The 16,006-nt window shown below is 72.7% G+C and carries 16 protein-coding genes; 6 read left to right on the top strand and 10 right to left on the bottom strand.

The features are described 5' to 3' along the window. The first annotated feature begins 50 nt into the window (after positions 1 to 50). Positions 51 to 410, top strand: coding sequence for a metalloregulator ArsR/SmtB family transcription factor (locus AB0G13_RS10375; protein ID WP_357871808.1), 360 nt, complete (start codon positions 51 to 53; stop codon positions 408 to 410). Between the two features lie 18 nt (positions 411 to 428). Here AB0G13_RS10375 and AB0G13_RS10370 read toward each other — a convergent pair whose 3' ends face one another. From AB0G13_RS10370 to AB0G13_RS10330, 9 genes are all read right to left on the bottom strand, one after another. Further along, positions 429 to 1,478 carry a HupE/UreJ family protein gene (locus AB0G13_RS10370; RefSeq protein WP_357871805.1) on the bottom strand — a complete coding sequence of 350 codons (1,050 nt, stop codon included), beginning with the start codon at positions 1,476 to 1,478 and terminating at the stop codon, positions 429 to 431. 677 nt (positions 1,479 to 2,155) lie between these two features. Beyond that, positions 2,156 to 2,653 (bottom strand): DUF4913 domain-containing protein, encoded by a 498-nt coding sequence (locus tag AB0G13_RS10365; protein WP_357871802.1) that lies wholly within the window; start codon positions 2,651 to 2,653, stop codon positions 2,156 to 2,158. Continuing rightward, positions 2,650 to 4,431, bottom strand: coding sequence for a TraM recognition domain-containing protein (locus tag AB0G13_RS10360; protein ID WP_357871799.1), 1,782 nt, complete (start codon positions 4,429 to 4,431; stop codon positions 2,650 to 2,652). Before AB0G13_RS10360 ends, AB0G13_RS10365 begins: the two co-directional genes overlap by 4 nt. Further along, the gene (locus AB0G13_RS10355) at positions 4,428 to 5,906 is read right to left on the bottom strand and encodes an ATP/GTP-binding protein (RefSeq protein WP_357871796.1); all 1,479 of its coding nucleotides are present in this window, start codon (positions 5,904 to 5,906) and stop codon (positions 4,428 to 4,430) included. The genes AB0G13_RS10360 and AB0G13_RS10355 overlap by 4 nt, the downstream gene beginning before the upstream one ends. Before the next feature lie 10 nt (positions 5,907 to 5,916). Further along, positions 5,917 to 7,386, bottom strand: coding sequence for an SCO6880 family protein (locus tag AB0G13_RS10350; RefSeq protein ID WP_357871793.1), 1,470 nt, complete (start codon positions 7,384 to 7,386; stop codon positions 5,917 to 5,919). Beyond that, positions 7,383 to 8,618, bottom strand: coding sequence for a hypothetical protein (locus AB0G13_RS10345; protein WP_357871791.1), 1,236 nt, complete (start codon positions 8,616 to 8,618; stop codon positions 7,383 to 7,385). The genes AB0G13_RS10350 and AB0G13_RS10345 overlap by 4 nt, the downstream gene beginning before the upstream one ends. A 41-nt stretch (positions 8,619 to 8,659) precedes the next feature. Then, positions 8,660 to 9,409 carry a hypothetical protein gene (locus AB0G13_RS10340; RefSeq protein WP_357871788.1) on the bottom strand — a complete coding sequence of 250 codons (750 nt, stop codon included), beginning with the start codon at positions 9,407 to 9,409 and terminating at the stop codon, positions 8,660 to 8,662. A gap of 17 nt (positions 9,410 to 9,426) precedes the next feature. Further along, positions 9,427 to 9,741, bottom strand: coding sequence for a hypothetical protein (locus tag AB0G13_RS10335; protein ID WP_357871786.1), 315 nt, complete (start codon positions 9,739 to 9,741; stop codon positions 9,427 to 9,429). After that, positions 9,738 to 10,079, bottom strand: coding sequence for a hypothetical protein (locus AB0G13_RS10330; RefSeq protein WP_357871783.1), 342 nt, complete (start codon positions 10,077 to 10,079; stop codon positions 9,738 to 9,740). Before AB0G13_RS10330 ends, AB0G13_RS10335 begins: the two co-directional genes overlap by 4 nt. Before the next feature lie 453 nt (positions 10,080 to 10,532). On the opposite strand from AB0G13_RS10330, the gene AB0G13_RS10325 reads away from it, so the two are divergent. Both AB0G13_RS10325 and AB0G13_RS10320 read left to right on the top strand, forming a co-directional pair. Then, positions 10,533 to 11,015, top strand: a complete 483-nt coding sequence (locus AB0G13_RS10325) for a hypothetical protein (RefSeq protein ID WP_357871780.1) — start codon at positions 10,533 to 10,535, stop codon at positions 11,013 to 11,015. Then, positions 11,012 to 12,151 (top strand): M23 family metallopeptidase, encoded by a 1,140-nt coding sequence (locus AB0G13_RS10320; RefSeq protein WP_357871778.1) that lies wholly within the window; start codon positions 11,012 to 11,014, stop codon positions 12,149 to 12,151. The genes AB0G13_RS10325 and AB0G13_RS10320 overlap by 4 nt, the downstream gene beginning before the upstream one ends. Before the next feature lie 71 nt (positions 12,152 to 12,222). Here the strand turns inward: AB0G13_RS10320 and AB0G13_RS10315 are convergent, their stop codons facing one another. Then, complete coding sequence (locus tag AB0G13_RS10315; RefSeq protein WP_357871775.1) at positions 12,223 to 12,561, bottom strand: hypothetical protein; 339 nt, start codon at positions 12,559 to 12,561, stop codon at positions 12,223 to 12,225. A 499-nt stretch (positions 12,562 to 13,060) separates the two neighbouring features. Here AB0G13_RS10315 and mobC point away from each other — a divergent pair, with 499 nt between their 5' ends. Genes mobC through AB0G13_RS10300 form a run of 3 tightly spaced genes read left to right on the top strand, consistent with a single transcriptional unit; the run spans position 13,061 to position 15,886 of the window. After that, a complete protein-coding gene (mobC, locus tag AB0G13_RS10310) occupies positions 13,061 to 13,420 on the top strand; it encodes a plasmid mobilization relaxosome protein MobC (RefSeq protein WP_357871773.1) in 360 nt (119 codons plus the stop codon). Further along, the gene (locus AB0G13_RS10305; RefSeq protein ID WP_357871770.1) at positions 13,420 to 14,913 is read left to right on the top strand and encodes a relaxase; all 1,494 of its coding nucleotides are present in this window, start codon (positions 13,420 to 13,422) and stop codon (positions 14,911 to 14,913) included. The genes mobC and AB0G13_RS10305 overlap by 1 nt, the downstream gene beginning before the upstream one ends. A gap of 16 nt (positions 14,914 to 14,929) precedes the next feature. After that, positions 14,930 to 15,886, top strand: coding sequence for a hypothetical protein (locus AB0G13_RS10300; RefSeq protein WP_357871767.1), 957 nt, complete (start codon positions 14,930 to 14,932; stop codon positions 15,884 to 15,886). The last annotated feature ends 120 nt before the right edge of the window (positions 15,887 to 16,006 follow it).

Below are 16,006 nucleotides of genomic sequence, written 5' to 3'. Positions count from 1 at the left end.
CGTTACTGCAGGACGGTCGATATCCCCGATGGCCGCGATAATATGTGCTCATGTACGCACGCGACAATGTTGCAGGTGCCAGTGACCTGCAACAACTCATACCTGTCAATAGCCACGTCGAGGCGGCAACGGAGATCTTGCGGATGCTCGCGGACGGCACTCGGCTGCGGTTGATGTGGCTGCTCGTCGACGGGGAGCACGACGTCACCGCGCTGGTGGCGGCGCTGGGAGTGGCACGGCCGGCGGTGTCACAGCACCTGGGCAAGCTCCGGCTGGCAGGACTGGTCACGGTGCGGCGCGACGGCCGGCGTGCGTTGTACAGCGCCCGGGGAGGTCATGTGCGCCGGCTTGTGACTGAGGTGATGCACGCCGCGTCGCACCGGGTGGCCGGCATCCCCGAGCACGACTGACCGCCCGGGGGCGGGACGCTACTCGATGGGCTTGGATCGGGGGTCGGCGAACCACTCCCGGGTGAACTCGCGGACCGCCTCGACGTCGACGGTGTCGCAGGCGACCGTGCGGTAGGCGTGCACGGCCTTGACCGCTTCGGTCTGGTCCGTGGCGGAGCCGCCGACGACCCGGCCGACGGCGGGGTCGTTGACGAAGCCGCGCACCTGGGCGAGCTGATCGGCGGGCAGGTCGGGCCGGTAGGTGACGATGACGTACCCGTCGCCGATGACGTGCCCGAACGACGTGGCCGGCACCGTCTCGCCCGGTTCGAAGAAGCTCTTCATCGGGTGTCCGCCGCCGCCGGGGAACGTCTCGGTGCGATTGCGTACCTCGCAGCTGCTCTCCGGGTCGCTGGCCGCCTGGACCGGTCGCCACGCGTCAGGACCGGAGGAGATGACCAGGACCGCGGCGGCGATGACCCCGGCGACGATCAGCGTGCCGTGAGACAGCCGGACATCGCGCAGGCGGGGCAGGTAGTGGCGCAGCACGTCGCCGATCATGAACATGGCCACGACCGCAATGAGCTGCCCGATCTCCACGCCCAGGTTGAAGGCCAGCACCCGGGGGATCAGCCCGTCCGAGGGCAGGCCCACCTCCTGCAACCGGGTGGCCAGGCCCAAACCGTGCACAAGACCGAAGGCGAGCACCGCGGCGGCGAACCAGGCCCAGTTCTTCGGCCTGCCACGCAGGCCGACCACACCGACGAACACCAGGCTCAACGCGACCACGATGTCGACCAGGACCGGGTTGACGTGCCAGTCGGCGACGGTGGCGGTGAACAGGGTGACGCTGTGCCCGAGCGCGAACAGGGAGATCAGCTTGGCCGCCCGCCGCATCTCACCGGCCAGGAGCAGGATGCCGCCGACGAATAGCAGGTGATCCCAACCGGCGAGCATGTGCTTCGTGCCGAGCCACACGAAACCGCCGACGGTCTCGCTTGATCCACCGACACCGTGAGCCCAGGCCGCCCCTGGCAGCGCCAGCACCGTGGCTGCCACCACGCCAGCGACGATCGCGCCCTGTCGCACCGCAGCGAGCATTCGTCTCGCCCTTCCCTCATGGTCGACCGCAAGCCGGAACTCTGCGGGTCGCCCTGGTAGTCGCGCCGCAGCGCCGGTTAGTTCCCGCAGTGACCGACGCAACGAGCAGTCCACCCGGATGGCGCATCGTGCTCAAGGACGCCGCCCGGGAGGTGTACCCACGTCTGATGGGCGCCGTCGGCCCGGCCCTCGTCGACCAGACGGAGATTTGCTTGCGGGCCATGCACGGAGTCCGTGACGGTGCCACCGTGCGGCTGTGGTGGATCGGTCATCGCTTGCACGCCGAAGCCGAGCTGGTCGGCGACGCGAACCTGAGCCTGGTGGCGGCTCACGAGATCGCCATCGACGCCGAGCACTCAGCTCACGCATGTCGTTCCCCGGCTGATCCACGCGACCTTCCACCGGACCCGGACACCGACCCGGCACCCACCACCACTCCGACGTGTCCCACCATCGCCGCGACCTTTGGCAACCCCGAGTCCCTCGGCCGGGATGGGTGGGCCTCTTGCCACGAGGCGGACGTCGACGACGTGGTCGACCCGGTCTGCCCCAGTCCGTCGCGGAGAGCCGGTCGGCGGCATGATGACCAGCGTCCCACCGTCTTCCACGACCTGGACCGGCTCCTTGACGGCGTGGATGAGGCTGTGACGGGCGACGCCACGGAATCAGGGAGCGTCGGCGTCGGGGAGTTGGGCGAGAACCTCTGGCGGCGCAAGCTCGACGGGCAGGGGCCGGGGTTCGGTGTGCTTGTCCGGGCTGCACCGGCTAAACGGCCCGTACTCGGCGGCCAGCGCGGTGAGGTGAGGGTCGAGGTGGTCGCGCCACCAGATGCTCATTCCGGTTTGTGGGTCGCTGACGCGCAGGGTCTCCCAGGCTCGCCACAGTGCGTACAGACGGGAGATCGCCTCCGGGTGCGCCCACCACCGGGGACACCAGTTCACCCCAGAGGTCGGCCCAGTGGCGAGGCGCCGCTCGACGACGTGGGCGAGGTAGTCGGCGACGAACGCCTCGACGTTGCGGTAGGCCGGCTCCGGTGCGGCGTCGTCGCCGGCTGGCGGTGTGGCGGCCGGCGGCGTCACGTCCGGGTCACCGGCGAGTTGGCCGAGCAGGGCGCTGAGGTCGGCGATCGGGTCGCCGGCCGGTCCGGGCTGGGGCAGGGTCATGGGGTTGGCTCCGGCGGGGCGTCGTCGGGGGTGAGGGTCCAGTCGGTGCGGCCGTGGGGGTCCCAGCGGGCGATCGAGGCGCGGATCGCCTCGGCGTGCGGGCCGTTCTGCCAGGGGGCGGTGCGGGCGAGCGCGGGCGGGGCGCCGGAGGCGTAGACGACCATCCGGCCCCGGGGCAGGGCGTGCAGGTCGGCGACGTCGAGGATCCGCTGGCGGCGGGTGGCGTGCGAGACCGACCGTTGGCCCCACCCGGACCCGCTGCTGCTGGTCGACCTGGTCGTCACGTCGTGCTCACCGATCAACTTGGACAGCTCTTCCAGCCAGTCGGGGTCGGCGACGCCGCCGCCGTAGGTGCGGACGTTCGCTGCGGACCACAGCTTGCGCATGCCCTCGCGTCCCCACACGTCGACGCCCTGGGGATAGGACTGCAGGATCGTGATGATGGGCAGGCCGTGGGAACCGTAGAAGGAGTAGAGGGCCGGGAGCTGGCGTAGCCGGCAGATGTTGGCGGCCTCGTCGAGGACGCTCAGAAGCGGCGGGTCGAGGCGCCGGCCGGGGCAGGTGCGGGCCCGCAGCTCGCCGGCACGCAGGACAGCGTCAGTGAGCGCGGCGACCAGCGGGGCGGGGGAGCCGGGGCCACCCTGGGACAGCAGGTACAGCACGTCGGTGGAGGCGACGAAGGCGGCCGGGTCGAACTCGAGGATCCCGCCGCGCGTGGGTGGGGTGACCCAGGCGGTGACCGTCGGCTCGGTGAGGCACATGAGCATCTTCTGCGCGCCCGCGTAGATGCCGCCCCTCGTCTTGTCGGGCATGTTGACCACCCCGGCGACCGCATCGGCGGGCAGGCCGTAGCCGCGCTCGCGCAGCAGCTCCGCCGGCTCGTCATCGCGGGGACTGACGGCCCACCGGTACGCGGCGAGGATGTCCCGGCCGGCCACGGCGGCCGCGAGGAGCAGGTTCGCCACCAGCTCTTCCGAGCTGGGGTCGAAGAAGGCGTCGCGGCTGACGCCGGGTTCCCGTTCGGCGGAGGCGAAGTGCTCGGCCAGGCGGCGGGCGTCGGTGATGGTGGCCACGGCGCGCAGGGGGTTCCACCACATGGTCTGCTCGGGGCCGAGGATGTGCTGCGGGTCGAACGCCCACACGGTGCCGCGTGCGGCGCGGATGTCGCGGGTGGCGTCGACGATGTCGCCTTTGACGCTGGTGACCAGGGTGGGGCCGGGGGCGGCGACGATGGCGGGGATCGCCCGGCAGGTGGTCTTGCCGGTTCGCGGGCCCCAGATGTCGACGGCCATGTCCTCCCAGGACTGGCGCAGCGGCATCCCGCCGGCGACGGTGTGGGCGATCAGCACGCCGAGCTGGTCGGGGTCGGGCCGGTCGACGTCGGCGAGGCTGGGCCGCAGCCGCCGCCCGCTGTCGGCGGCGCCCTTCGGGCCGAGGTGGGCGAGGTCTCGGCGGCTGGCCATGCGGCGGGCGGCCGGGTCGACGCGGGTACGGCGTCGGCGTGCCCACCGCCAGGCGGCGGTGCTGCCGACGGCCAGCAGCACCAGGACGCTCACCTCGGCGACGGCGATTAGGGTGCAGGTGGTGGTCCAGGTGATGTCACCGCGCAGCACCGCGGCGGCGACCTGGATCGGCCCGCCGCCGGTGTATCCGGGCGGGCGGGCCAGCACGACGGGCAGCCACGCGCCGCTGGCGAGGACCAGGACCAGGGCAGCGATGCCACCGACGATCAGGCCAGCGTCGTCGTGGCCACCGCGCGGGCCAGCCGGGCGGCTCACGTCATCGTCCAGCGGGCGTCGGTGTTGCCGAGCCGCATCTCGGTCTCGGTGGGTTCCAGGTGCACCGGGATACCGGGTCTGCTTCCGACCTTGATCAGGAAGTTTCCACGGCCGACGGTGCCGCTGCCCTCAGTCGCTGTCCAGGACGGCGGCGCCGACCAGGACAGCACCTCGCGCCGCTCCGCTTGCGACAGCGGCCGAACGCGGCTGACGGCGTCGAGTTCCTGCTCGGAGCACGGGCCGATCATCAGCACAGCGCTTCTCTCGGCGAAGCCGCGGGCCTTGGCCCGGTCGTGGGCGGTGGGCAGCGCCTCCAGGTCGGCCAACGAGTGGGTGATGAACGCCGTGCCCGTGCCTTTCTGTCTGTTCAACCGGGTGAGGCCGTCGGCGCGGTCGACCAGGCCGTGCCCGACGCGCAGCGCCCGCCACAACTCGTCGAGCACCGTGAAGAAGGTCCGTGCGGGAGCCAGGTTGAGGTCGGCCATCAGGTGCGCGGCCTCCACCTGGGCGAAGCCGTAGGACCAGGTCGACAGCAGGGTCGCGGCGGTGCGCAGCTCGTCGGTGTCGTCGATGCTGGAGATGTCGACGCACACGGCCGGGGTGTCGAGGCGGATCGGCGTGGTGGTCTGCCCCTCGAAGGTCGTGCCGAGCGGGCCGTGCAGCAGCGCCAGCAGGGTGCGGTGCAGGCCGGCGACCTCTTCTCGGAACCGTGGGACGTCTCCCTCCTCCTGCCAGAGGGTGACCGCGCGGACCTCGGCCGGGGCGTCGCGGATGACGTTCAGGACGTCGGAAAGCACCGGCGGGGTGGTGGTCTCCCGCTCGGCGAGGTAGCGCAGCGCGGCGGCCAGGACGGTGGTCTCGTCCGAGGTAACGGGCCCGCGCCTGATGAGGGTGGCCAGGGCGACGAGCATGTTCAATCTCCGGTCGGTCACCGCGGCGCGCACGACGGCGCCGGTGCGCTCGTCGACGCGGTCGAGGACCTGCCGCCACGGACCGGCGTCCAGGGGGTTGATCCGGTCCAGGCCGGGCCCGACGCGCAGCACCTGCCCGCCGAGGGCGCGGACCAGCTCGGCGTAGTCCGGTTTGAGGTCGCCGAGGATCAGCGGGGTGACGCCCTGGGCAGTGAGCCCGAGGACCATCCGCCGCACCGCCGTGCTCTTGCCCATGCCGGGCTCGCCCTCGATCCACACCGACGGGTTGGAGATCAACCTCGCTCTCGTGTACCAGGAGATCGGGTCGAAGCACACCGCCGAGCCGGTGTAGAGGTGCCGGCCGACCGGCACGCCGATCATCGGCGTCGACGCGCCGGTGCCGAACGGAAACAGGCCGCAGACCTGCACGGTGGTGCCCCGGTACTCCGTCGAGGGCTCGATCCACGACCACCGGCCGCCCCCGGGTGCGCCGTAGCCGAGGCGGCCAGGCCGACGCCCGGCCGGTCGACGCCGTGGCGGTGGGTTGGTTCGAGGGCTGGTCATCGCCGCCGTCCTAGAAGGGGATCGTGGCGTGGGTGGGCAAGACCACGCCGGCGGGCAGGCCGGCGGCGAACCCGGCGGCCTGACAGCCGTACATCGGCCGGATCGTCAGGCGGGCCTCGCCGGCGCGGGCCCGGATGATGCCGGTGGCCTCGTCGAGCTTGCCGTCGTCGGCGACGGTGGCGGTGACCAGCACGGTGAAGCGGACGACGCCCGCGCCGGTGGCCTCTTCCTGGGCGGCCTGGTCGGCGGCGGCCAGGTCGGTGAGGTCTCGGGCGCTGGGCCGCGGCTTCTTGGCGGCCATGAACCTCGCGTCGCGCTTGTCGGCCTCCACCAGCCGCGCCGCGTCGGCGGGGGAGTACGGCCGGTAGATCATGCTCACCCGCTTGCGCAGTAGTTGCGGGTCCGGGTCGGTGAGGCGGGCGAACAGCCGCGAGTACACCACCCCGCGTGGGGCCTCGACCATGCACCAGGTGCGCGAGACGCCGGAGTCGTGGCGGTAGGAGTCCCAACTTTCGCGGGTGGCCACCGGTCCGGCCTGCGTCCAGTCGGGGGTGAGCTGCGGGTCGCGGGCGAGGTCCAGGGCGGCGTCCGGGTCGTAGGCGGCGCGCACCACGCCGGCGAGGCTACGGGCGGACATCGGCACGATGCCGGCGCCGGTGGCGCCGGTCAGCCCGGAGTGCAGGTGCGGCAGCCGGGCGGCGACCTCCCGGCAGACGTCCTCGTGCGACATCGACCGGCCTGGCGGGGCGGTGTAGGTCAGCGACACGCGGGTGTCGACGGCCGCCGACCCGGCCGGGTAGGACCGTACGACGTCGTCGAGGACCTGCAGGGCCAGCGCCGGGGCGTCGGGCCGGGACGTGGCGGTGACCTCGGCGGCCAGCCGGGTGCCCGGGTCCGGGGTGGTCTCGACGGTGACCTGTGCCTGCACGAGCTGCGGCTCACGCGACAGGGCCGCCAGCCACGACGCCAGGTGACTGACGCGGGCGTCGATGACGGCCTGGTCGACCAGGTCCATGCCCTCGGGCGCGCACCGCAGGGTGACGGTGTAGAGCCGGCTCTGCGGCACCACGACGACGGCGACGAGCCCCGAGCGGCCGGTCTCCACCTCGTACACCTCGGAGCGGGCCAGCACCCCGGGCAACTGGTGCGCGGCGGTGACCCGGGACGCCACCCCGGACACGTACACGTGGTGGCGGCGGGCCCGCGCCAGCCACCACGCCACCCGCGCGGTGATTACTTGGAATCCAGTGCGCCCGCCGATCCGGATCGCCAGGGGGGCGAGCACGAGTAGCCCGATGACGGCGGTGACCAGTGCGGCCAGGGCGGAGACCGGCAGCATCGCTGCGGACAGCACCATGACCAGGAACGCGGCGATCGTGCCAGCCGGGCCGAGGCCGAACAGGCCGGCGCCACGCCCGACGCGCCAGTTGCCGTAGGTGCGCTGCTGCTCGCTGGAGCGGGGTTGTACGTCGGTGCTCATGCGCCCTCACCGCCTGTCGCTCCGGATGCTGTGCCGCCGATCTTGCGGACGGTGGCGGGCCCTGCTTGCGCCGCCGTGACCGCGATGCCGGCTGGCCCGGCCGCCGAGGTGGCGGCTCCCGCCGCGCTCGTCGTCTGTGCCGTGCTGGTCGCCGTCTGGGCGGTCGTGGCCGTCGACGAGCCGGCAGGGGTCGGGGTCGGCGAGCCGGTTCTGGCGCTTCCACCTGAGGGGCGGGGCGCCGGCATCGGCGAGGATGGGGTGGCGCCGCCGGGCCGGCCAGGATCACTGCCACCGGTTCGCGTGCCGGGGCCGCCGCTTGCGCCCCTGCTGGCGTTGAGCCGGATCGCCCCCGAGGCAACCTGCCCGACCGCCGACGTCGCCGCGACGGCCACACCGCCGGCCCCACCGGAGGACAGCACCGACACGGCCGGCGCGATCAGCCGCATTAACGCCGGCAACGCCACGATCGCCATACAGAACATCACCAGGCCGGTGAGCAGCGTCGTGAGGTCCTGGCCCTTGCCGAGCATCCAGAACACCGCTGCGTAGATCGTGGCCGCCGCAGGCTTGTAGAGCACCAGGGCGAGCAGCCACGTCAGGTACCGGTCGCGGATCGCGCGGCCGGACCCGGCGATGCCCGACGCGGCGGCCAGCGGGAGCAGCCCGGCCAGCAGCACCAGGCCGGCGCCCCGGGCCAGCAGCAGCAGCAACTGCACCATGGTGGCCAGGAACATCATGATCGAGATACCGATGGTCATCAGCGCGGATGGGCCACTGGCGGCGGCGGCTGGGGCGAAGGCACGCAGCCGGGCACCGAGGTCACCGTCGGCGGAGGCCTTGAGGATCCAGTCGGAGTAGGCGTCGCCGATGCCGATGAGCAGTTGCACGGCGGGCACGCCGGCGCCGGCGAGCACGACCATGGTCACCAGGCCCTTGGTCAGGGTGCCGGCGTCGCGGCCGTTGCGTTCCCAGGCGAGCCGGATCGCGCCGATGAGGACCGCGCCCACCGCGAGCGCGGCTACCGCCCAGTTGGTGTAGGCGCTCAGGTAGTCGACGGTGCCGTCGCAGACGAGCTTCCCCGATGTGTCGGTGTGGCAGGAGCCCTGGGACACCTTCGTCGTAGGGATCGACAACCATCCGGCGACCAAGGCCTTGAGCATCTCCGCAGCGGCCTCGGATGCCTGCTCGGACAGTTCGTCGAGGAACCGGCCGGCAAAGCTTTCCGAGATCATCCCCGGGACGCATTCTGGGTCGATGATGGGTGTGCACGGCACTACCGTGCACCCCATTCGATGACGCCGGTGAGGTCGGAGGTCATCCGGTTGATCGAGGTCCAGGCCCCGCCAGGGGGTGGCACCATCCGCCAGTCGCCGTCGCGCCAGACCAGCGTCAGCGACAACACGTGGTAGCGCGGTGTGCCGGCGGCCGGGGCGCGGTACACCAGACCGATCACGGCGGTGTCCGGGGTGTAGGACTGGTACTGGTAGCCGACGAGCTGGCTCAGCTCGCCGGGCTCTGCCGGGGTGTCGCCTGCTTCACGTAGCGCTGCCAGCAGCCGGTCCCGGTCGGCGTTCGGCTCGAACTGTTGCTGGATCGTCGGTTCCCACGACTGGCGGCCGGCGGAGTGGGCGGCCCGCTTGCTGATCTGCGCGGCGGCGATCAGTGCGCCCTCGGGGGTGTGTGCGTAGCCGGACGCGGTCTCGCCGGTCCGGCTCGGGCCAGCGGAGGCGCTGACCGGTACAGCCGTCTGGCCGAACAGCTCCCACCGCACATCGGCCGGCGGAGCCGTTGGCACAGCCTGCGGCGCTCCTGGTGCCGTAGTGCTGCTTTCAGCCGGTGTGGAACCGGGCGTCGGCGTGCTGGTTGCAGCGCCACCGCCGCTGAGGTTGTCGCGGGTGTTGTTCGCGATGGCGAACACGGCCACCAGGACCCCGATGAGGATGACGGCCAGGAGCAGCGCGGCGGCGGCGATGAAGCCGGGGCGCGTCCATGGCGGGCGCTGGGCGAAGTCAGGCGATGACATGGCAGCCTCCCGGCCTGCTAGGCGATCAGGGCGCCGACGATGGTGGATGCGCTGCCGATCAGGATGCAGGCTGCGGCTACCCAGCCGAGCTGGGCGACGTTGGTGTCGTCACCGCGGCGGTGCGCGATGGCCATTTTTGCGGCGCTGTAGAGGAGTCCGCCGACGCACGCGGCGGTGGCGAGCCACGCGATCCACTGGAGGATTTCCAGGACGTTGCTCTGCACCACTCCGGGGGGTGCCACGCCGCCGCCCGGGTTCGGCACCCCACCGGGGGGAGGGGTGGGGGCTGCCAGGTACAGCCCCAGGCGAGCGGGTAGGTCTGCGAGCGTCATCGGGTCACTTTCGGTGTCGTGTGGATCTTTTGTGCGAGGGCGTGGCGGAGCGTCTCGACGTCGGGGGGTGTGCCGACGTCGCGGGGGTCGTCGGCGGCCAGGAGCGCGTCGATCCAGCCGACGCGCCACACCTGCGGCGCCCATCCGCCGAGCAGTTGCAGTCGTTCGGTGGCGATGCGCGGGGGCCGCCGTGGGGAGGCCGCGACGGCGACCACGCCCAGCACGCTCGTCGTGCCGGCCATGCCCGCGCGGCGACGCCACTGCTCGATCGCGCCGGTGGCCGCCCAGGTGCCGTAGGCGGACAGGCGGCAGATCAGCACCACCTGGGCAGGCGGCATCACCGGCGTCGTCAGTGGCCACGCTCGACCGAAGTCGACCCCAACGCCGACTAGCCGGGCCAGGGTGCTTGTACCCGCGCCGCCGTGGCATCCGACCCACCAGATCGGCGGCCATCCATTCTGGAGGTTCTCTGGAATCACCGCAGCCGGTAGGTGAGGTGCGCTTCCGAGGCGTGTGCGGTGCGCGGCGACAGCCGACGTTTTCACCGGCGGCCCCGCCGCGCGCAGATGCTCCCCGCCATCTGATGCCTCCCCCGTGTAACAAGGTCACCGACGAGTAGCCGACAGTAGCACCGCGTTTCTCAATGGATCTATGGTGATTGCTCTGCCGCGACAGGGACGCGAATGAAAGCACGGGGGAGGCGTCATATGGCACGCAGAGCAGCCGCATCCGCGCGCATCAAAGACGGCGAATGGCAGGTTCGGGCGGCGTTGGCTGCTGTGGGTACGGCGGTGGCGTTGACAGGGTGCGGCACGGCGGCAGAGCCGGGCACACCGGCACCGGACGTCAGCGGCCCGGTGTATCCGACCGTCAGCGCGGTCGAGGTGTCGCCGACGTCGTCCCGCGAGGCACCGGGCAGCGACGACCACGGCGACGAGCGGGCACCGGCCGTGCTGCCGCCGGCGGCCCAGGCGCCGAGGGTGGTGGAGGCGTTTGCGGTGGCGTGGGCGCGTCCGGATCTGCCGGCGGATGTGTGGTGGAAGCGGGTCGCGCCGCACTGCGAGGACGGCTTTGCTCGTGCGCTGCGTACCGTCGACCCGGCGCAGGTTCCGGCGACCCAGGTGACGGGCCGGCCGGCGGTGAAGCAGGCGCCGAAGGCCGGGGCTGCGGTGTACGAGGTGCCCACCGACGCCGGCACGCTGACCGTCACCCTCGCCGCCGTGAACGGTCGTTGGATGGTCACCGGTAACGACTTCGTCCGGGCGGTCCAGTGACGCGGCGACCGGTCGCGCTGATCGCGGCGGTGGCCGCCGTGGTGATGCTGGTGTGCGGCGGAACGGTGGGCCTGCCCTTGATGATGTTCGGCCAGGCGCAGGCCGAGGCGGCGGCGTGCGAGGTGCCGTCGATACCTGGCGCGTCGCCGGTGCCGGGTGGTGGCGGGTGGAGCAGCGCCCAGAGCACGCACGCGGCGACGATCGTGGCGGTCGGACGCCAGCGTCAGGTGCCGCCGCGCGGGTACGTCATCGCGCTGGCCACCGCGATGCAGGAGTCCACACTGCGCAACCTCGCCAACTCCACCGTGCCCGAGTCGCTGTCGCTGCCGCACGAGGGTGTGGGGCGCGACCACGACTCGGTGGGGCTGTTCCAGCAGCGTCCGGGGTGGGGCAGTGTGCGGGAGCGGATGACGCCCAGCTACGCGGCCGGGAAGTTCTACGAGGCGCTGGTGCGCGTCGACGGGTGGCAGCGGATGCGGCTGACCGATGCCGCGCAGGCGGTGCAGCGTTCGGGCCTGCCGGAGGCGTACCAGAAGTGGGAGCCCGACGCGGAGCAGCTCGCCGCGCGGGTGCTCGGTCTGCCGAGCATCGACGATATCGGCGGTGGTGCGCCGACGGCCCCGTGCGGCGTCGACGACTTGGGCCCGGTCCCGGTTGGTCCGGGCGGGTGGGTGCAGCCGCTGCGGGCGGTGGTCACCAGCCCGTTCGGGCCGCGCAATGGCCGCTTGCACGCGGGCGTCGACATGTCGACCTCGGACGTGCGGGGCGACCCGATCCGTGCGGCGTCGGCGGGGGTGGTGGAGCAGGTCAAGTGTGACTGGTACACCACCTGCGATCGTGACGGGCACACCGGTGCGCGCGGTTGCGGCTGGTACGTCGACATCCGCCACGCGGGCAACGTCGTGACCCGCTACTGCCACATGATCGAGCGGCCCGAGGTGTCTATCGGTCAGCGCGTCGCGGCCGGAGCGGTCATCGGACACGTCGGCAACTCGGGTGGCAGCTCGGGCCCGCACCTGCACTTCGAGGTTCACGTCAACGTGCGTCCTGGCCCGTTCCACGCCAACAGCAGCAACGCGGTCGACCCCGAGCCGTGGATGCGGTCCCGCGGCGTGCCGCTCGGGACCAGGTCGTGACCGGCACCAACACGATGATGGCCTCCCCTGCCGCATCAGGGAAGGCCGTCATCGTGACGTGGGCCGTGCCGCTACGTCTGCGCCGGGACGTCGGCCGGCGTCACCAGCTCGTCCGGCTGGCCCTGTGCGGGCTGCGCCTGGCGGGGTGGGCGGCGCCGCCTGGACGTGCTGGACGACTCCGGCGTGTCCAGGCCGAGCTTGGCCAGTTCGTCTGCCGTCCAGCCGCCGGCGAGGGCGTCGGCGTATCGGGTGGCGTAGCGGGCGTTGGCCTCGCGCAGCGCGTCGACGAGCTGGTCGCGGTCGTGCCGGGCGGTAGCGGCTTCGCCGACCAGGGCCGCGCGCTCGCGCAGCAGTTGCAGCGCGGCCTTCTCGGTCTCGGTACGGACGGCCTTGGCGGACTGTTCGGCCATGGGATCCTCCCCCTGGATGCTCCGGTCTGGTGGCTGTGGACGCCGAGCCTAACGGCCAAGATCGATCCTCGTGGGCCCACCCTCGCGGCACCACTGGTGACCGCCGGAGACGCCGGCAGCGCTCGGCGAGGACGTCGACCAGGAGCACGGACATGGCACCGGTACGTCGCACAGCACAGCGCCGCGTCGTCGGCGGTAAGTGCTGGCGACCGGCCGTGCCGGATCGCCACGAGGTTGTCTGGTGGTGCGCGCCGTCCGGTGTGCTCGGGTCCGCGACCACGCGGCCAGGTCGCGCACGCGCGACCCACCGGCCTCGCCGGAGCAAGTTGGAATAAAAGTCTGACTTTTGGTCAGACGGGCCGCGTGGCGGCCGGGCAGATCAGGGCGGCGTCGGCCCGCCGGGAGGGTGGTCGACGTGGCTGAGTCGCCGCAGGTCGGTGTGGTTCGCTTCGGTGCCAGTGAGCGCCGGCGGCGTGCTCACAACGACGATGATCCGCGCGTGCACCGGGTGACTGTGCGGCTGTCCGAGGCGGAGCTGGCGGCGGTCGAGGCGAATGCGGCGGCGGCCCGGATGGCCACCTCGGCGTACCTGGCGGAGGCCGGTTCGGCGCCGCTCGTGCCCGCCCCAACGGGCCCGGGAGGGGGCGGGGAGACGGGCCCATTGCTGGTCGAGTTGATGGGTGTGCACCGGCAGGTGCGAGGCGCTGCGACCAACCTCAACCAGGCGGTGACGCGGCTGCACTCCACCGGGGAGCCGGCCGGGGACCTGGCCGCCACGGCGGCATATCTGGCACGGATCGCGGCCCGCGTCGACGACCTCGTTACCGCGATCGCCGCCGCCCAGACCGGCCGACGCTGATGATCCCGAAGGTCACCTACGGCACCCGGGTCCGGGGCCTGTTGGAGTACCTGTGGGGCCCGGGGAAGGTCGAGGAGCACGTCAACCCGCACCTGGTCGCCGGGTACGACGACGTGTCGCTGCTGGCTCCCGGCCGGCACGACCGCGACGGCGAGCGATGGTCGCTGGACGAGCTGGCGGCACGGTTGGACGCGCCGCAGATCGCCGCCGGCGAGCGCGGAGTGAAGCAGTACGTGTGGCAGTGCTCGCTGAGCCTGCCGGCCCATGAGGGGCAGCTCGACGACGCGACGTGGGGCCGCATCGCGGCCCGGTTCGTGGCCGAGATGGGCTTCACCGGCAGCCCTGATCGGGCCGGGTGCCGGTGGATTGCGGTACGGCACGGGCTGTCGGCGCGCGGCAACGACCACGTGCACCTGGTCGTCACCCTCGCCACCGAGGACGGGGCGCCGGTGTGGCTACGGCAGGACAAACGGCGCAGCCAGCAGGTCGCCGACCTCATCGAGGACGAGTTCGGGCTGGGCAAATGGACACCCGGTCGGGCCGGCGCGACCCGACGGCCGGAGCTGACCCGGCCCGAAATCGAGCGGGCCCGGCGCGTCGACCAGGCACCAGACCGAGAACTGCTGCGCCGCCAGGTCCGGGCCGCGCTCGCGGGTGCCGGCAACGAGGCCGAGTGGGTCGCACGGATGAGGACCGCCGGCCTGCTGGTCGCTGCGCGCACCGCGGCGACCGACCGGGACCAGGTGGTCGGATACGCCGTGGCGCTACGGCCGGCCGGTGCCAGCAAGCCGCGCTGGTATGCCGGGCGCAGCCTGGACGGCGACCTGAGCCTGCCCCAGATCCGCAAACGGTGGCCCGACGCGCCACCGCCGGCATCGCAGTGGAAGACGGCGGATTCCGCAGAATCGACCACGCTGCGCGGTGAGGACCGGATGGCGGTGTGGCGGTCGTCGGCCGCCGCCCTGGAGGCGATCAGCGGGCGGCTGGCCGGCGTCGCGCCAGGCTCGCCGCAGTGGCCGGCGGCAGCCCGGGCCAGCGCCGAACTGCTGGCGCGGGTCGCGGCCGTCACCGAGCCGTCCGGGCGGGGTCCGGTGACGCGGGCGGCTGACGCACTGGCCCGCGCGGCAGCACCACCGCGTCGCGCGCCGGCACCGGCGGCGTCGACGATCGCCGCCGAGCTGGGCCGGGTTGCCAACGCGCTGATGGTCACCGGACCCGCCCGCGACGGCGGTGAGGCGGCGGTGCTGCTCGCCGTGGTGGTGCAGGCGGCCCGGTTGGTGGTGGCGTTGGCCGAGCTGCGCGCGGCCGAGCAGCAGGCGCACGCGGCCGGCGCGGCGGCCAGGGCGGCGGCGCACCTGATGCCGCTGCTCGCGCAGGGCGCGGTGCACGTCGAGCGGGATGTTCCGGGCCCGCGCGTGGCGCGGAAGGAGCCGGATGCGGCACGGGCACGGGCCCGCGTTGACCCGGCGGTGGATCAGCAGACGCAGCGATGAGAGACGGGGGACGGTAGTGGCCGACACCGAGATGGCCGAGATCCACCAGCGGGCCACCGCGGCGATGACCGCCGCGATCCAGGCCGCCGGCCAACTGGCCCAGGTGCTGATCGACGCCCGCATCGCGCAGCTGCAACGCGCCGCGCGGGCCAGCGAGGAGCAGGCCCGGCAGATCCGCGCGCAGGCTCGCGCGGCACAGCAGGCCGACGCGGCGGTGTGGCGGCCGGCGATGCGCCCGGGGTGGTGGCGCACTGCGGGGACGGAGGACATCGCTCGGGTGTGGCGTGCCGCGTCGACGTGGCAGCACGTCGACCCCCGGGCGCAGCAGGCCCGGCAGGTGGTCGTCGACCAGCTCGCCAAGAGGGCGGGCCGGGCGGCCGAGAAGCCCGAGCCGGTGCGCGAGCCGGACGACATCGAGGTGCTGTCCGACGCCGTCGACCGAGCGGTGCGCGAAGCCACGGACCGGTCGCGGCGGCCGGCGATGTCCGCCGAGGCGGTGCGGGACAGGCAGGAGCGGATGGCCGCCGAGGTACGCAGGGCGTGGCCGTCTGGGCAGCGGGCCGACAGGGTGATCGGGTGTGAGGCGTGGGGTGCGCTGGCGTACACGCTGGACCAGGCGGAGCAAGCTGGCCACGACGTGCAGCAGCTTCTTCGCGGTGTGCCCAGCTTTGTTGACCGGGCCCGGACCCCAGGGGCGTTCGCGTGTCGGGTGGTGCAGGACAAGCTCGACGGCCGCATCGATCTCGGCACGGTACGTCGAGACCGCAGCCAGGAGACCGCCGAGAACCAGGCGGTCCGTGCCGATCCGGGGGAGAGCGTCGCAACCAGCAGTGAACGGGCGGTGACGGCCGCTCGGGCGTACCCCGTTTCGACCCGAGATGCTGTGGCGGGGACGAAGACCGGCAGCGACGCAGCCGGGCAGGCGCCTGCGGTGAAAGCTGCGGAGGCCGGCCTTGACTCGCCCAGCCGGTAGGCCCGTCGGCGACAACGGAGCGACGAACAGCGCTTAGGTGTTCAGTTTGCTGAACGGCTCCGCCAGGGTGGTTCCGTGGCGAATGTCCGAGAGCGGATGGCTGAGTGGCGGCGCCGGCGG

This window comes from Micromonospora sp. NPDC023633 (assembly GCF_040640035.1).
Classification (GTDB): Bacteria; Actinomycetota; Actinomycetes; order Mycobacteriales; family Micromonosporaceae; genus Micromonospora.
Note: the sequence above shows the minus strand (reverse complement) of the source record. Positions and strands in the feature narration are given on the sequence as shown.

Coding starts and splice junctions, on each gene's coding strand:
- AB0G13_RS10350 (WP_357871793.1), bottom strand. CDS start 7,386: ATGAGCACCGACGTACAACCCCGCTCCAGCGAGCAGCAGCGCACCTAC.
- AB0G13_RS10365 (WP_357871802.1), bottom strand. CDS start 2,653: ATGACCCTGCCCCAGCCCGGACCGGCCGGCGACCCGATCGCCGACCTC.
- AB0G13_RS10340 (WP_357871788.1), bottom strand. CDS start 9,409: ATGTCATCGCCTGACTTCGCCCAGCGCCCGCCATGGACGCGCCCCGGC.
- AB0G13_RS10330 (WP_357871783.1), bottom strand. CDS start 10,079: ATGCCGCCTGCCCAGGTGGTGCTGATCTGCCGCCTGTCCGCCTACGGC.
- AB0G13_RS10335 (WP_357871786.1), bottom strand. CDS start 9,741: ATGACGCTCGCAGACCTACCCGCTCGCCTGGGGCTGTACCTGGCAGCC.
- AB0G13_RS10375 (WP_357871808.1), top strand. CDS start 51: ATGTACGCACGCGACAATGTTGCAGGTGCCAGTGACCTGCAACAACTC.
- AB0G13_RS10355 (WP_357871796.1), bottom strand. CDS start 5,906: ATGACCAGCCCTCGAACCAACCCACCGCCACGGCGTCGACCGGCCGGG.
- AB0G13_RS10315 (WP_357871775.1), bottom strand. CDS start 12,561: ATGGCCGAACAGTCCGCCAAGGCCGTCCGTACCGAGACCGAGAAGGCC.
- AB0G13_RS10305 (WP_357871770.1), top strand. CDS start 13,420: ATGATCCCGAAGGTCACCTACGGCACCCGGGTCCGGGGCCTGTTGGAG.
- AB0G13_RS10345 (WP_357871791.1), bottom strand. CDS start 8,618: ATGATCTCGGAAAGCTTTGCCGGCCGGTTCCTCGACGAACTGTCCGAG.